Raw genomic sequence first — 15,952 nt, 5'->3', positions numbered from 1 at the left:
CCGAACCCCGCTCAGGGGCGGCGGAACCCGAGATCTGCCGCCCCTGCCCCCCGCTTCGATCCGTACGTCAGGAGTAACCCCATGTCCGTCACGCGAGGACTGATCATCGACGGCCGGGAGGTCGCCGCCTCCTCCGGCCGCACCACGTCCGACATCAACCCCTGGACCGGTGCCGTCTGCGCCGAGGTCGCCGCCGGCACCCCGGACGACGTGCGCCGGGCCGTGGACGCCGCCGACGCCGCGTTCGAGGCGTGGGCCGCGACCAAGCCGGCCGAGCGCCGCCGGATCCTCCTCCGCGCCGCGCAGCTGATGAGTGAACGCGTCGACGAGGTCGTGCGGTTGATGGCCGAGGAGGTCGGCGGCGTCGCGCCCTGGGCCGGCTTCAACGCCCGCCTGGCCGCCGACATCCTGCTGGAGGCCGCGGCGGAGGTCACCCGGCCGACCGGCCAGACCCTCGCGACCAACGCCGAGGGCGTGCACTCCGCGCAGGTACGGGTGCCGAAGGGGGTGATCGCCGCGATCTCCCCCTGGAACGCGCCGGTCATCCTCGGCGTCCGCGCGGTCGCGATGCCGATCGCGATGGGCAACACCGTGGTGATGAAGCCGAGCGAGGACGCGCCCATCGCCTGCGGTCTGCTGATCTCGGACGTCCTGCACGAGGCCGGCCTGCCCGCGGGCGTGCTCAACGTCGTCACCAACGACCGCGCCGACGCCGCCGAGGTCGTCTCCGCACTGATCGCCGACCCCCGGGTGCGGATGGTCAACTTCACCGGCTCCACCGAGGTCGGCCGCGCCATCGGCGTCCAGGCCGCCCGGCACCTCAAGCCCGCCGTGCTCGAACTCGGCGGCAAGAACGCCCTGTTGGTGCTTCAGGACGCGGACGTCGACTACGCGGTGGACGCCGCGGTCTTCGGCTCCTTCATGAACGCCGGGCAGATCTGCATGTGCGTGGACCGGGTCATCGTCCATCGCGCGGTGGCCGACGAGTTCACGGCGAAGTTCGCCGCCCGCGTCCGGGCGCTGCCGTGCGGCGACCCCGGCGACGCGGGCACGGCCGTCGGCCCGGTCGTCAGCGCGGACGCCGCCCGCCGGGTCGCCGCGCTGGTCGCGGACGCGGTGGCCAAGGGCGCCGAACCGGTCGCCGGCACCGGCGAGATCGAGGGGCGCGGCACCCTGATCCGCCCGGTCGTCCTGACCGGCGTCACCCGGGAGATGAAGGTCTACTACGACGAGATCTTCGGCCCGGCGACCGTGGTCCACGTCGTCGACAGCACCGACGAGGCCGTGGCCCTGGCCAACGACACCCCGTACGGCCTGACCGCCGGTGTCATCACCGAGGACCTGGCGGCGGGCCTGGCGGTCGCGGGCCGCCTGCGCACCGGCATCGTCCACGTCAACGACCAGTCGATCGCGGACGAGCCGCAGGCGCCGTTCGGCGGAGTGAAGAGCTCCGGCTACGGCCGCTTCGGCGGCCAGGCGGGCGCCGAGGCGTTCACCGACACCCGCTGGGTCACCGCGCAGGCCGTCGGTCACGCCCACTACCCGATCTGAGGCCCGAACGGCTCACACCGGCGGCTTGGTTCCCGCCTGCTCGCTGACCATGTACCGCGCGTACCAGTCCGGCCAGTCGGGATCCTCCGCGCCGGTGCGGGCCTCGTGCTCGCCGTGCGCCGCGGCCGCACGACGCAGGGCGCCCGCCAGGTCCCCGGCCGAGGCGAACTCCGTCGTGGCGGGGTCCAGCCGTCCGGGAAGCCTGGTGGTGACCTCCTGGAGGAGCCAGCCGTTGCCGTCCGGGTCGTCGAACGACAGGAAGGAGCCGTAGCTGCCGCGTTTCGGGTCGGCTCCGGGCACGCGGGCGTCGGTGCCGCCGTGGTGGAAGACGCCACCGGCGTCGTGGAACACCTCGCTCGGGTCGGCGCCGTTGCGCTCCAGCTCGGCGTGGGCGGCCTCGATGTCGTCGACCACCAGATGCAGGCCCTGAGCCGAACCGGGCGCCTGCTCGGTCACGGACGTACCGAAGATGACCGATGCCGGTGAGCCCGGAGGGGTCATCTGCACCACCCGGAACCCGGCGTCCGGGGCGACGTCCGCGTCGAGTCTCCAGCCCAGCGCCGCGTAGAACTTCTTGGCCCGGTCGACGTCGGCCACCGGCACCACGACGACCTCCAGTTTCATGTCCATGAGTTGTTGCTCCTCGTCTCAAAGGACCGCTCGGACGGCCGGACGGCCGGACGGTTCGGACGGCCCGACGGCGGACGGCCGCCCGCCCGTGCGTTCAGCGCGCGACGAACTGCTGGCCGCCGTCGATGTCGTAGGTGGCACCGGTGAGGGCGCCGTTGGCCATGAGGTGCAGTGCCAGAGCGGCGACGTCCTGCGCACCGACCACCCGGCCGATGGGCAGCGTGCTCCTCAACTGCTCCCGACGGGCGTCGAGTTGATCACCCAGGAGAGAGGCCGACAGCGGCGTGTCCACGAAGCCGGCCGCGATGAGGTTGACCCGGACCGGGGCCAGCTCCAGCGCCAGGTTCGCGGTCAGCGCCGGGAGCGCCGCGGTGAGGGCACCCATCACGGCCATCCCGGGCGCGGGCCGGCGGGCACCGGTCCCGCCGATGAACAGCAGCGTTCCTCCGGCCCTGACCTTCTTACGGCTCGCCCGCGCCGCCGCCAGCAGCATCGCCAGACGCCCGCCGAAGTCACGTCCACCGGCGGCCAGGTCGAGGTCGTCGAGCGGGGTGTACGACGGGCTGCCCGCCGTCACCAGCACATGGTCGACGGGCCCGGGCAGATCGAGCAGGAAGCGCTCCAGACGGTCGGGGTCCATGGCGTCGAACGCGGCCGTGCTCAGCGGGCTCAGCTCGTCCGCCGCCCGCTTCAGCCGCTCGGCGTCGCGTGCCGTGAGCACCACCTCGCCACCGGCGGCACGCACCTGGCGCGCGGTCTCCAGACCGATACCCGAGCTGCCGCCCACGACGACGACCGTCTGCCCGGCCGGCCCTCCCGGTACCGGAGGGGCCCCTCCTCCTTGTTCCCCGCTCGCCGTCACAGGAGGTCACCGCCGTCCGGACTCGGTTTCTGGGCGTACGCGCATGTCCCCCTCGGCGGCGGCAGGAGGCCGTCCCGCAGCCTCCGCCGGGCCGCCCGGCCCGAAATCTCAGTCTGTCACCCGTCCGGCCGAGCCGCACCCGGGCCCGGCTGCCCGCGGCCGGCACCGGATCACGGGGCTCCCTGCCCCGGCAGCTCCTCCGCGACCCGGGACTCGTGGTCCGTCCGGGTGCCGACGGTGAACTCGCGGGCGTAGGCGGCCTCGTCGATCGTGCCGCGCAGACGGCCGGCGATGCGCTCCACGTCACCCCGCTCCGCGGGCGGGTGCGGAGCGCCCGCGCGTTCCCTGGTCGCCGCCGCCGTGCCGAGCAGGCGGATCGCCCGCTGCGGGGACCCGGCCAGGGAGTACGCGCCCGCCAGACCCTCCAGCGCCAGCGCGACCGACCGGGGATCCTTCGTCGTCGCTGCGGCCCGCAGACCGTCCCGGTGGTGGGCGAGGGCGCGGTCGGCGTCACCGCGCTGCTCGGCGATGAAGCCCAGTTCGGCCAGGACCAGCGCGAGTCCCGGCCCGTCGCCGCGCCTGCGGTTCCAGGCGAGCCAGGGCCGCAGCCACTCCTCGGCGGCGGCGAGCCGGCCCTGCCGTCGGGCGCTCAGCGCGAGGCCCAGCGCGGCGAACTGCTCGGCCGGCTGATTGCCCTGCTCGGCCGCGATCCGCAGGGCACGCGTGTGCAGGTCGTCGGCCTCGTCGCAGCGCTGGGTGAGCAGGGCGATCCTGCCGAGACCCGACAGCTTCGTCGACATCTCGGGCCACATCTCCAGGGCCTGCGTGATCCGCAGACCCTCCCTGTGCAACTGGGCCGCCAGGTCGTAGTCGCCGTTGATCTCGGCGAGCCTGCCCAGCAGGTCGGCCGTCTTCAACCGGCCCCACAGATCGCCCAGTTCGGCGAAGTGGGCGCGGGCCTCCTCGGCGTTGCCGCGCAATACCTCCAGGTCACCGCGCGCCAGCGCGAAGCAGGCACGCGTGGTCAGCGAGGCCGCCATCCCCCACGCGTCGCGCAGGGTGCGGAAGCGGACCAGGACGTGCTCGACCCGCCGCTCGCCCTCGGCCAGCGCACCCACCGTCCACTGCGCGTGCGCCAGGAACCACTGCGCCCTGGTGGACTCCGGGCTGGACTCGGGCGGGTACTCCGCCGGCGCGTCGCACTCCCGGTCGTGCTCGCCGAGCAGCAGACGGATGCCCGTGTACCAGAAGACGGCCTCCACCCGTTCCTCGGGCGCGGCGTCGCCCGGCGTGTCCAGGGCCGTCGCCAGCGCTCTGCCCGCCTCGCCGAGCCGGCCACGGACGTACCAGTACCAGGTCAGCGAGTTGACCAGCCGCAGCGCCTCCTGCGCGGCCCCGGCCCGGGCCGCCTCGGTCAGCGCGCGCTGCACATTGGCCGCCTCGGGGTCGAGGTACTGGAACCACCGGGCCTGCTCCCGCTCGTGCAGATGCGGCCGGGCGCGCTCGGCGAGACGGACGCAGTGGCGCAGATGCCGGGCGGCGGTCCCCTCGTACTCGCCGGACTCGGCGAGCCTGTCACGCGCGTAGACCGCGACCGACTCCAGCAACCGGTAGCGCGGACCCCGCGGTCCCTCGGTGCGGACCGCCAGAGAGCGCTCTACGAGCAGGCTCAGGGCGTCCAGGACGTCCGCGGGTGACACACCGCCACCGGAGCACACCTCCTCGGCGGCCTGGAGTCCGCAGCCCTCGCTGAACACCGACAGCCTGCGCAGCACGGTCTGCTCCCGGACGTCGAGCAGGCCCCAGCTCCAGTCGAGCGTGGCCTGGAGTGTCCGGTGCCGCGAAGGGGCGTCGCGGTACCCGCTGTTGAGCACCCTGAAGCGGTCGTCGAGACGGTCGTGCAGCTCCCTGATGCCCAGCGAACGCACCCGGGTGGCGGCCAGCTCCAGCGCGAGCGGGATGCCGTCCAGTCGCCGGCACACGTCCGCCACCAGCGGGGCGGTGGTCGCGTCGAGGACGAAGTCGGGGTCCGTGGCGAGGGTCCGGTCCACGAAGAGCCGTACGGCGCCCGCACTCGCCAGCGCGTCGAGGTCCGGCCCGTCGACCGGGGGCAGGGACAGCGGCGCCACCGGGTACACCGTCTCGTCCCGGGTGCGCAGCGGCTCCTGGCTGGTCGTCAGGATGTGCAGATACGGCGCCCTGCTCAGCAGGAGGCCGGCCAGCCGGGCGACGGCGTCCACGACATGCTCGCAGTTGTCCAGCACGAGCAGCAGCCGCCGGCCGGCCAGCGCGTTCGCGAGGCGGTCCGTGGGGCCCTTGCAGTCGTCGTCCGGGATGTTCTCCCGGATGCCCAGCGTCGCCATCACCTGCTCGGCCAGCGACTCCACCCCGGCGAACCGCTCCAGGCCCCCGGTGTCGGCGAGTTCCACCAGCCAGGTGCCCTCGGCGAACGCGCCCGCCATACTCTGCGCCGTGGCCTGCGCGAGACGGGTCTTGCCGACCCCGCCCGGACCGGTGAGCGTCACGAGGCGGCGCCGGGAGAGCAGCGTCCGGATCGCCCCGACGTCCTCGTCGCGGCCCACCAGGGGCGAGGCCGAAGTGGTCGGTTCCGGCGCCACCGGCGTCACCGCCGCCGGCTGTACGGCGGGCTCCGGCCGGGCCAGCACCGGGTCGTGCCGCAGGATGGCCTGTTGCAGCGCCTCCAGCGGCGGCCCCGGTGTGAGCCCCAGCTCCTCGTCGAGCCGGCGCCGCAGGTCGTTGAAGTGGTCGAGCGCGTCCGAGGAGCGGCCCGCCTGGTACAGCGCCCACATCAGCGCGCCCCGCAGCCCTTCACGCAACGGGTGCTGCCCGACCAGCTCGGTCAGCTCGCCGACCAGCAGGCTGTGCTCGCCCAACTCCAGCCGCACCCCGGCGTGTTCCTCGATTGCGGTGAGGCGCTCCTCCTCCAGGCTCGCCGCGGTCGGCCGTACGCAAGGCTGATCCGCGAACTCGGCGAAGGCGGGCCCGCGCCACAGCGCCAGCGCCTCGGTGTAGAGCGCGGCCCGCTTCACGGGATCCTCGACGGCCCGGGCCCGGCCGACCAGTTCACGGAACCGCCCGGCGTCCAGGGCGCCGGCGGGGATGTCCAGGACGTATCCGGGCGGCCGGTGCGCGACGAGTTCGCGGGCGCCCGGCTCCGCGTCCTGAAGCGCACGGCGCAGCTGGGACACCTTCGCCTGGAGCGAGGCGGTGGGCCGGGCGGTGAACGTCGAGCCGCCCCACAGGTCCTCGATGAGCCGGGCCGCCGGGACGACCTGCCCCTGATGGGCGAGCAGGTCCGCGAGGAGCATGCGGACCTTGACTTCGGGCACCCGCACCAGACGTCTCTCGTCCGTGCGCACCTCCAGCGGTCCCAGCACCCCGAATTCCATGATCTCAGCGTAACCGGACGCCGGACGGCGCGACTTGTGACGAAAAGGGCTCGGCCATCCGTCCGAAGTGCGTGGACGCAGCAATTCCGAAGTCGTCCGAAGCGAATCCGAAGGGGCATATGCCAGCCTTCCCGGAGGAATGCGGTTCGGCGGCGGTGCGGAAGGCGGGGGCAGGTGGCCGAGAATGAACGACTGCGGCTGGCGATCATCATCGGCAGCATCAGGAAAGGACGGTTCGGGCACGTCGCGGCGGAATGGCTCGCTTCGCGCGCCCGGCTGCGGCACGACTTCGACGTGGACGTCATAGACCTGGCCACGGCCTGGCTGCCCGACGTGATGTCCGCCGACCCGGCGGCACCCAGACCCCAGGCCGTCAAGGACCTGGCGCCCTGGCTGGCGGCGGCCGACGCGTTCGTGGTGGTCACACCCGAGCACAACCAGACGTTCCCGGCGTCCCTGAAGAACGCGATCGACTGGTACGACGAGGAATGGCACGCCAAGCCCGTCGGATTCCTCTCCTACGGCGGCCCCTCCAGCGGCCTGTGCGCGGTGTCCGCGCTGCGCCAGGTCTTCAGCGAGGTCCACACCGTGACCGTCCACGAGACCGTCAGTTTCCACAACTACTGGGAGCGCCTCGGGCCGGACGGCACCCTGATCGCCTCCGACGACTGGGACACGTCGGCCCGGCTGATGTTCGACCGCCTCAGCTGGTGGGCCGGTGTGCTGCACCGGGCCAGGGCCGAGCGCGGATACCCGCCACCGCAAGTGAACAGACAGGAGCGCAGCGCGCCATGGACGGCCAGTGGTTCCGACGTTTCGGCGATCCCGAGCCCGACGCTCTCAGGCTGATCTGCTTCCCCCACGCCGGCGGCGCCGCCAGCGCGTACCTGCCGTTGTCCCGGTCGCTCCGGCCGCACGTCGAGGTCCGGGCCGTGCAGTACCCCGGCCGCCAGGACCGGCGGCTGGAGACCCCGGTGACCGACATCGGGGAACTCGCCGCGATCGTCGCCGAAAAGCTCGCGGCCGACGACGCGGAGACACCGTTCGCCTTCTTCGGGCACAGCATGGGCGCGCTCATCGCCTACGAGACCGCTCGGATCCTTCAGGAGCGCGGGGCACGACCACCTCGCATGCTCTTCCTGTCGGCCCGGGGAGCGCCGGGTCCGACGCCCAGCCCGCACGACGTGCTGGCGGACGACGAGGCGATCCTCGCCGCGGTACGCCGGCTCGGGGGAACCGGCGTGGAACTGCTCGACGACCCCGAGCTGGCGGCAATGGTGCTGCCGGCTCTGCGAGCCGACTACGCGGCCCTCGCCGCGTACTCCTGGACACCCCGGGAACCGCTGGACGTACCGGTCACCGTGCTGTGCGGCGACGCCGACCCGGTCGTCGCCGTCGAGGAGGCGGCCGGCTGGCGGACGTACACCCGTGCCCGGACCGAGGTGCGGGTCTTTCCCGGCGGTCACTTCTATCTGGACCAGCGGCTCGGCGACGTCGCCGGGACGGTCCTGCGCGGCGTCCGCTCGGCGAGCGCCGCTCGGGCGGGCAACGGCGCCCGCCATGACTGAACAAGGGTGCTCTACGTACGGGGGTAGGCGTGGAATTCAAGGTTCTCGGGCCGCTGGAAGTGGTGAGCGACGGACGGAGTCTGCCGCTGGGCGGCGTCAAGCAGCGGGCGGTGCTCGCCATGCTGCTCCTCCACGCCAACCAGGTGGTCGCCACCAGCCAGCTCCTCGACGCCCTGTGGCCCGAGGACGCGAGGCCCGTCACGGCACGCAAGATGGTGCAGAACGCGGTGTGGGGGCTGCGCGCACTGCTGGAGAGCGGCGACGGCGAGGCACGTGAGGGCACGCCGCCGCAGCTGGTCACCCGGGCGCCGGGCTACGTCCTGCGCCTCGACCCCGAACGGCTCGACGCGACCCGCTTCGAGCGCGCCGTCGCCGCCGGGCGGGCACGCCTGGACGCGGGCGAGGCGGCCGAGGCCGCGGTGCTGCTGGGGGACGCCCTCGCGGAGTGGCGCGGCTCCGCCCTGTCTGACCTGGCCGAACAGGGCGTGGAGTGGGGCGAGTTGACGGCGCTGAGGCAGCTGCGGCTCGATGCCATGGAGGACCGCTTCGAGGCGGAGCTGGCGTGCGGCCGGCACCACGCCGTGCTCGGCGAGCTGACCTCGCTGGCCGAGGCGGAGCCGCTGCGGGAGCGGCTGTGCGGGCAGCTGATGCTCGCCCTGTACCGCTGCGGGCGGCAGGCGGAGGCGCTGAGCGTGTTCAGCAAGGTGCGGCAGGCGCTGGTGGAGGAGTACGGACTGGAGCCCTCCGCCTCCCTGCAGAACCTGCAACAGCGCATCCTGCGCCACGACCGGGCGCTGGCCTCACCCACCGAGGACCGTACGGAGCCGAACGCCCAGGACGCACCGGACACTTCGGACGCTCAGGACGCGGGGGCGCCGCGGCGGGACCCGGCCGCGGGGGAGAACCACAGGGAGGCACCGGCCCGCGACACCGCCGTAGCCGCCCCGGAGCCCGGGCAGGCGCCCGCGCTCGCGCCGGCCGACCACGGGACGACGGTGTCGTCCTCCTGCGACGCCCCGCAGAGCGGCGACCCGACGAGCGTTCCGCCGCCCGCGCCCGGTGCGACGGACACCGGCGACCACTCGCGGGCGTCCTACGGTTCCGCCGACACCGGCGCGGTCGCCGAGCGCCGGGACGTCTGCGTGCTCGTGGTGTGCACCGAGTCCGCCGGGGACGCCGCGGCCATGGAGAGCGAGCAGCTGGACACCTCCCTGCACGACGCGGTCACCGCGCTCACCGAGAGCGTCGAGACCCGCTCCGGCACCATCGTCGGCTCCATGGGAGGACTGTGCGCCGCCCTGTTCGGGCTGCGCTCCGACCGGCCCGAGGCATCGCTGAACGCGGTGCGCGCGGCCTTCGAGGCCCGCGAACGACTGGCCGCCCGCGCGGGCATGGTGATGCGTGCCGTGGTGATCTCCGGCAAGGCGATCGTGCGACACGATCCGCACGACCCCAGGGCCGCCGTCTCCGTGGTGGGCACCCTGCTCGACAAGGCGCACGGCCTGCTCACCGGTGTCCCGAAGGGCGAGCTGTACGTCAGCGACGACGTGGCACGCGACACCGACGCCTGGGTGCGCTACGACGAGTCCACCCGCACCGCCGACGGCACCGTCGGCATCCGCGAGGCCCGCTCCCTGCACCCGGCCGGACACGGCACCGACACCCGGCGCCGGCCCGAACTCGCCCTGCTGGAGAACCTCCTGGAGTACTCGCGCCACCATGACGTGCCCTGCATGCTCACGGTCCTCGGCGACCACGGCGTAGGAAAGACCCCCCTGCTCACCCAGTTCGAGCGCCGCGTCCTCGGCGACCCGGACGAAGTGCGGGTCTTACGGCCGCGCGTGCCGAAGGACGGCTACGACGCCGCCGGCCTGGCCACCGCGCTGCTCGAGGCGTCGACCCCAGCGCGGCACCGGGCGCCGCTCGACCCGCCGGAGCAGCGGCTGCGGGCACTGGTGCGCTCCGCGGTCGAGTCGGACGTGGACGCGGCGCGCCTGCTGCGCGTCCTGTGCCCCGCGCCCCACTCCGGCCGGCCCGCGGACGGGGCCGAAGTGCTCGCCGCCTGGCGCGAGGTGATCGAGCACGCGGCACAGCACCGCCCCCTGGTCCTCTGCCTGGACGATCTGCACCTCGCCGACGACGTGGTGCTCGACTGGGTGGAGAGCCTCGGCGGAGCCGGCACCGGCCCGCTGCTCGTGGTCGCGTGCGGCCACTCCGACCTGCTGCTCCGCCGGCCCCTGTGGGGCAGCGGCCACGAGCACGCCAGCCGGCTGACCCTGCCGCGCCTGCGCGAGCCCGCCGCCCCGACCCAGCGCCGCACACTGCCCTTCCCGGACTGCCGCCCGTGGCGGCAGGAGGACCGGCACCGGGTCTCGGGCCGGTTCCACGGCGGGTTCCGCGGCAGGGGAGCGGAGCCGGTCGACGTACGGGCCCGGCGCCGGGCCATGTGATGACCGGGACGAGGAATCGCGAATGGGCGGCGTGTGTGCGGGACTTGATGTGCTGTCCGTATGGACATCGCATCCCCACAGACCCGCCGCCCGGTACGGCAGACCTCCCGGCAGGTGCGCGCCGTCGCCGCAGGCGACATGGACGCCCCGCTTGCCGTCTTCGTCGGCACCCGGTTCGCCGAGGCCCTGCACGACGGGCTGCGCCGGGCCCGTAGCCCCCGGGACGCCGGCCAGGCGCAGCCCGACTCCGAGCGTCCCGCCCGGCCGCCCGGCGCCGCGGCGGCCCGGCAGGACGCCCTGCTCGTCGAGTACGCCGTGGAGATACTGGCCCGCTTCCGCGCCGGGCTGCGGGCCTTACCGGGCGTCAGCAACGCGGAGCGGACCCGGATCACCGCGTGGGCGCGGCGGGTGCTCGGCCCACCCGGGCTCGCGGGTCCGCCGCGCGCGGGCGACGCCGCCCAGTGGGAGGCCGTCGCGGGGTCGCTGCTCGTCGAATCGGCGGCGGACGTCCTGCCGGCCGGGTCCCCGGACGTCCCCCGGGCCCTCGGCGCCCTCGCCCGTGCCATCCGCCTGGCCGGCACGAGCGGGACGCGCTCAGGCGACCTCGGACTCCCGCAGCGGCGGAAGCAGGGACTCCAGTAGCCGGTCCAGGGCGTCGCCGGCCTCCGGGCTCAGGCTCAGGGTCACCGTGCGCGGGTGCGCGGTGGCCCAGCCCGGACGCCGGTCCGGCAGCCCGGAGTCCGCGCCGACGACATTGAGCAGCGGCACGCCCGCATGGGTCTGCGTCAGCCGCTCCACCACGTCCAGCAGCGCGTCGTCGGCGTGCTGGAGGTCGTCCCAGATCAGCACCAGCGGCTGCTTGCGCGCCGCCCGCGCGAGGAACTTCCCCCACGCCCGCAGCACTTCACCGGTCCCCGCCGCCGTCACGGTCGTCGGGCAGGGCGACAGCAGCCGGGCCAGGGGCGCGTACAGGTCCGCCCCGTCGGCCGGGCCGAGGCCGTCGAGCGTGGCCCGCAGCCGCGCCGTCGCGTGGGCCTCGGAGGTGTCCGGCTCGATGCCGCAGTAGGCGGCCAGGATCTCCGCAGGCACCGCCAGCGGATCGCCGGTGCGCGGCGGCGGGACCGTGCCGGCCAGCACCCGCACATGTCCGCGGTGGCCCTCCTCGACCCGCCGCTGGAACTCCATGAGCAGCCGTGTCCTGGCCCGGCCGGAGCCCTGGATGAGGGTGATCAGGTGCGCCGCCGAACGCTGCCGGGTGTGCAGCAGCGTGTGCTGCATCAGCTCCAGTTCGCTGACGTGGACACCGGCGTCGGCCCGGCTCCACGGCTGGTCCGCGGCCTCGTCGTGCAGCGCGTGCAGCTCCCACGGGGCGAGGGCGGAGGCACAGGCCCGCCGGAACGCCGCCGCCCGCTCGCCGTGCCGGCGGGTCTCGTCGCAGACGTGGATCTCCCCGGCCTGCACATGGTCGAGCATCGTCCGGCAGGTGTCGACGAGCCGGCCACCGCCCCAGGGCGACGGCGAGTCGGCGCAGGGCCGGCGCGGCAGCCGGGCCTCCCCGGAGGCCACGGCCGCGTGCACGGTCAGTCCGCGCACGGCGGCCTGCGGCGGGGTCAGCGTGCCGGTGGGGACACTGAGGCTGTCACGGACGGCGGCGGCGGTACGGACCGCTCGCTCGGCGATGTCGGCCGGGTCCGCGCCGTCGGCGAACACGGCGAGGACCGTCGATCCGAGCACGGACGTCACCCGGCCGCCGTGCAGTTCGGTCTTCTCCCGGGCGATCTGCGTCAGCACGTCGAGCACCCGGTCCCGGTCCTCGGCCAGCACCCGCCCCAGCTCCCCGCCGAGCCCGAAGCGCAGCATGACCACGCTGGCGGTACGGGACTCGTGCGTGGCGGGGGAGGGGATCCTGGGGGCGGGTGCGACCGGTGCCGGGGGGATGGTGACCGGTTCGGCGGACGCCGAGAGCTCGGGAGCCTGGAGTGCGGGCAGGGCGGGCGTCGGCGCGGTGGCCGGCCCGGCCGGGGAATCGGCGGGCGGCTGCGCACCCCGGTTCGCCGGGGCGAGGTGGGCCCGCTCCCAGGTGCCCGCCGTGCGGGGTGCCTCCAGCGTGGGGTCCTGGGTGAGGATCGCCTGCTGGAGCCGGTGCAGTTCGCGCCCCGGCTCCAGTCCGAGCCCGTCCACCAGCGCGGAGCGCACCCGGCCGAACACCGCCAGCGCCTCCGCCTGCCGTCCGCACCGGTACAGCGCCACCATCAACTGCCCCGAGGCGCGCTCCCGCAGCGGCTCCGCGGCCACCAGGCTCTCGATGTCGGGCAGCACCGACTGGTGCCGGCCGCAGGCGAGGGCGGCCTCGAAGTGATCCTCCATGACATCGAGCCGCCGGTTCTGCAGCGCCGTCAGCTCCGGCCAGCAGATGCCCTCCTCCACCAGGTCGGACAGGACGGGCCCGCGCCACAGCGCCAGCGCCTCGCCGAGCGAGCGGCGGGCACGCTCCACCTCGCCCGCCGCCAGCGCGGCCCGCCCGGTCACCACCCGCTGCTGGTAGTCGAGCAGGTCGACGCGCTGCTGGGGCACGCGCAGCAGATAGCCGGGCGCACGGGTCAGCAGCTCGGGGCCCTGCTCGGCCCTGGACGGCCGCGACAGCACGCCGCGCAGCTTCCACACGGCGTTCTGGAGGATCTTGCGCGCGGTCATCGGCGCGTCGTCGTCGGCCCACAGGGCGGACAGCAACTGGCTGGTGGACACCACCTGGTTCGCCTGTAAGAGCAGATACGCCAGCACCGCGCGCTGTCTGTGCCCGCCCAGGTCCACCAGGCCGTCCGGATTCTCTATTTCCAGTGGTCCCAGTATTCGGAAATGCATGAACTCCCCCGCTTCCGCTCGCTCCAGTGTGCTGCGTTCCCAGGGAAGCGGTGCCCGCCCGACCGACGGGCCGAGGACGCGTTCCGCTTCCCGTTCTGCCTCGGGTACGCGGGGCCCGGTCACGGCCGCACGTGCCCGCACTGCCCTGGGAGTCCACCGGTGGGGGGAGGCGACGGACCCACCAGGAGTGGATCAGCGGCCGACGCCGATGAGTTCGTCGCCGGCCTGCTTGCGCAACAGTGTGCACACGTCACGCAGCCCGGCGTACAACTGACCCAGCTCGTCGTCTGTGACATAAATCGAGGGCTCGAAACGCAACGTTCCGACCGCACTCGCCGTCGGGAACGTCCGCACCCGGTGCCGGCGCAGCAGATGGCCCGCCAGGAAATAGCCGAACAGGCCGCTCTGCGCGATCTGGCTCAGCTCCGGCGACGACGAGTCGGACTGGTCGTGGAATTCCAGGCCCTGCATGAGCCCGTCCCCGCGCACGTCCGCCACCACGTCGGGGAATTCCGCCCGCAGCGCGTCGAGTTTCGCGCGCAGCGCCGCCCCGCGCTCCTCGGCCTGCCGGTACGCCGCTCCGCCGTCCCTTTCCAGGAGTTCGAGGACCTTCAGCGCGATGTGGCAGGAGAAGCTGTCCTTGGCGAAGGTCGAGCTGTGCACGATCTCGAAATCCCGCCGGTAGCGCTTTTCGCGCACCAGCATCACGGACGCCTTCGCTATGCCGCCGCCGAGCGTCTTGGCGAGGGTGTAGTAGTCACCGCGCAGCCCGATCCGGGAACTGGCGAGCAGAGTTCCGGTACGGCCCATTCCGCTCTGGATCTCGTCGACGACGAGCGGGCAGTCGATGCGCTCGCAGAACTCCTGGATCGCCCGGGCGAACTCGCGGGACAGCACCCGGATTCCGCCCTCGCCCTGCACGGGCTCGACGAGGAAGGCGCAGAACACCGGGAACTCGTGCTCCGTCACCGTGATCCTGCCGTTGTCGGTGCTCAGGCCGAGCAGCACCCGGCGCTCGCGCGCGTACACGGCGTTCAGGTCCTCGGGGCTGTCCCGCGGCACGAACCGGGCCTGCGCGGCGAGGGACTTGAAGGGCAGCCGGTAGCCCTCGTTGTGGGTCAGCTGCACACTCCCGGCGAGCTTGCCGTGGAAGCCGCCCTCCAGGGCGAGGAACAGCGGCGGGGCACCGGCGGTCTCCTCGTTGCGCTGCCTGATCGCCGCCTCCAGGAGGCGTACGGCATCGTTGTCGTCGGCGGCCAGGGCGACCCCGAGCCGGGCGGCCGCCTCCCCGTGGACCGTGGCCGACCCGTCCGCCGCGGCGGCACGCGCCGCGGCCAGTTCGGCGTCGACGGTGCCGAGCAGCTCGGATATCCGTATGCCCCGGTCCAGTTCGGCGTGCTTGACGGCGGCTTCCACCGATTCCGCGCCACTGTTGCCGAAGATGGCGTAATAAGGCTCGTCGTCGGCGAGTTCACGCGCGATGATGCGGTTCAGTTCGGCGGCCAGCCGGTTCGCGTAGGGGTGGCGCGAGAACTGCGCGTGGATCGGGGTATGTTCGGCGAGCAGCCGCCGGGCGTACTCGGTGATCTCCGGGTGATGGTGGCCGAGCAGCACCGAGCCGTATCCGCCGGCGAAGTCCACGACCGGGATCTCGGCCCCGTCGTCGTCCAGCACGTACAGGGTGTTTCCCGCGGCGCGCACGTATTCCACGGCCAGGCCCGCGGTGTCGAGTACCTGGCGGAGATAGGGCTCGGCGAGTTCGCGTTCCGCGGCTGCGGCGGAGGTCTCAGTCATGCCCTCAGGGTCCGATGACGCAGTAAACGTACGGTCATTGAAAGGTCATCGGTCTCGCCCGGTCACAGGAGGCCCACCGGTTACCCGGGCATGAAGGAACCGCGAGACGCCGCGACTACGTTGATTTTCGCCGGCTGCTCTTCCGCGGACGGCACTGACGTGTCCCGTGTGACCCATCGGAGAGTGGCATGAATTCCGCGTCCGCCGAACTCGATCACGCTGCCGTGCGTTCCGGTCACGAACCGGTACGGCCGGACCGGCTGCGGGAGGTGATGTCCCGCTTCGCCACCGGCGTCACGGTCCTCACCGTGGGCGGCGAACACCTGCACGCCATGACGGCGAACGCCTTCAGCTCGGTCTCCCTCGACCCCCCGGCGGTGCTGTGCAGCGTCGGCCACAGCGCGGTCATGCACGACGCGCTCACCGCGGCCGGCCGGTTCGCCGTGAACATACTCGGCGCCCACCAGGAGCCGGTCGCCCGGCACTTCGCCGACAAGAGCCGCACGCTGGGTGCCGCCCAGTTCGAGCGGGTGGACTGGCGGGCCGGCGAGCACACGGGGGCGCCGGTCCTCGACGACTCGGTGGCATGGCTGGAGTGCGAGCTGACCGAGTCGCACGCCTTCGGCGACCACACCATCTTCATCGGCACCGTGCTGGCGACGGGCCAGGGCGTCGCGGGCGAGGAGCTGCTGTTCGTCAACGGCCGCTTCGGCAGGCCTGCCACCGCCTCCTGACACGCCCCGTACGGCGGGCACGACAAGGGCGGCACCACCGGTCTCCGGATGGTGCCGCCCTTGTCGTGTGCCGTGGCCTCCCGCGGGTGCG

11 protein-coding genes are annotated in these 15,952 nt (G+C 73.6%); 6 read left to right on the top strand and 5 right to left on the bottom strand.

Annotation, left to right across the window (positions count from 1 at the left end; genetic code table 11):
- The first annotated feature begins 81 nt into the window (after positions 1-81).
- The gene (locus CP983_RS11030) at positions 82-1,551 is read left to right on the top strand and encodes an aldehyde dehydrogenase family protein (RefSeq protein WP_150499479.1); all 1,470 of its coding nucleotides are present in this window, start codon (positions 82-84) and stop codon (positions 1,549-1,551) included.
- 12 nt (positions 1,552-1,563) lie between these two features.
- Here the strand turns inward: CP983_RS11030 and CP983_RS11025 are convergent, their stop codons facing one another.
- The 3 genes from CP983_RS11025 to CP983_RS11015 all read right to left on the bottom strand — a co-directional run bounded on the left by CP983_RS11025 (position 1,564) and on the right by CP983_RS11015 (position 6,453).
- The gene (locus tag CP983_RS11025) at positions 1,564-2,181 is read right to left on the bottom strand and encodes a VOC family protein (RefSeq protein WP_150499478.1); all 618 of its coding nucleotides are present in this window, start codon (positions 2,179-2,181) and stop codon (positions 1,564-1,566) included.
- Between the two features lie 94 nt (positions 2,182-2,275).
- Complete coding sequence (locus CP983_RS11020) at positions 2,276-2,968, bottom strand: SDR family oxidoreductase (protein WP_229914692.1); 693 nt, start codon at positions 2,966-2,968, stop codon at positions 2,276-2,278.
- A gap of 245 nt (positions 2,969-3,213) precedes the next feature.
- On the bottom strand, positions 3,214-6,453 hold the full coding sequence (locus CP983_RS11015; RefSeq protein WP_150499476.1) for an AfsR/SARP family transcriptional regulator: 3,240 nt from the start codon (positions 6,451-6,453) through the stop codon (positions 3,214-3,216).
- A gap of 174 nt (positions 6,454-6,627) precedes the next feature.
- Here CP983_RS11015 and CP983_RS11010 point away from each other — a divergent pair, with 174 nt between their 5' ends.
- From CP983_RS11010 to CP983_RS10995, 4 genes are read left to right on the top strand one after another with little or no spacing between them, the layout of a single operon-like run.
- Positions 6,628-7,302 carry an NADPH-dependent FMN reductase gene (locus CP983_RS11010; RefSeq protein ID WP_093747569.1) on the top strand — a complete coding sequence of 225 codons (675 nt, stop codon included), beginning with the start codon at positions 6,628-6,630 and terminating at the stop codon, positions 7,300-7,302.
- A complete protein-coding gene (locus CP983_RS11005) occupies positions 7,245-8,021 on the top strand; it encodes a thioesterase II family protein (RefSeq protein WP_150499475.1) in 777 nt (258 codons plus the stop codon). Before CP983_RS11010 ends, CP983_RS11005 begins: the two co-directional genes overlap by 58 nt.
- 29 nt (positions 8,022-8,050) lie before the next feature.
- On the top strand, positions 8,051-10,471 hold the full coding sequence (locus tag CP983_RS11000; RefSeq protein WP_150499474.1) for an AfsR/SARP family transcriptional regulator: 2,421 nt from the start codon (positions 8,051-8,053) through the stop codon (positions 10,469-10,471).
- Between the two features lie 60 nt (positions 10,472-10,531).
- Entirely contained in the window at positions 10,532-11,113 is a 582-nt protein-coding gene (locus CP983_RS10995) for a hypothetical protein (RefSeq protein ID WP_125528505.1), read from the top strand.
- Here CP983_RS10995 and CP983_RS10990 read toward each other — a convergent pair.
- On the bottom strand, positions 11,066-13,333 hold the full coding sequence (locus CP983_RS10990; RefSeq protein WP_150499473.1) for an ATP-binding protein: 2,268 nt from the start codon (positions 13,331-13,333) through the stop codon (positions 11,066-11,068). The two genes, CP983_RS10995 and CP983_RS10990, sit on opposite strands and share 48 nt — an antisense overlap.
- A gap of 192 nt (positions 13,334-13,525) precedes the next feature.
- Entirely contained in the window at positions 13,526-15,127 is a 1,602-nt protein-coding gene (locus tag CP983_RS10985) for an aspartate aminotransferase family protein (protein WP_150499472.1), read from the bottom strand.
- Positions 15,128-15,315: 188 nt separating this feature from the next.
- Between CP983_RS10985 and CP983_RS10980 the strand changes: the two genes are divergently transcribed.
- Positions 15,316-15,861, top strand: a complete 546-nt coding sequence (locus CP983_RS10980) for a flavin reductase family protein (protein ID WP_150499471.1) — start codon at positions 15,316-15,318, stop codon at positions 15,859-15,861.
- The last annotated feature ends 91 nt before the right edge of the window (positions 15,862-15,952 follow it).

The organism is Streptomyces chartreusis, from assembly GCF_008704715.1.
GTDB classification, from domain to species: Bacteria; Actinomycetota; Actinomycetes; order Streptomycetales; family Streptomycetaceae; genus Streptomyces; species Streptomyces chartreusis.
The sequence above is the reverse complement of the archived record's forward strand: the minus strand, read 5'-3'. Positions and strand labels throughout refer to the sequence as shown.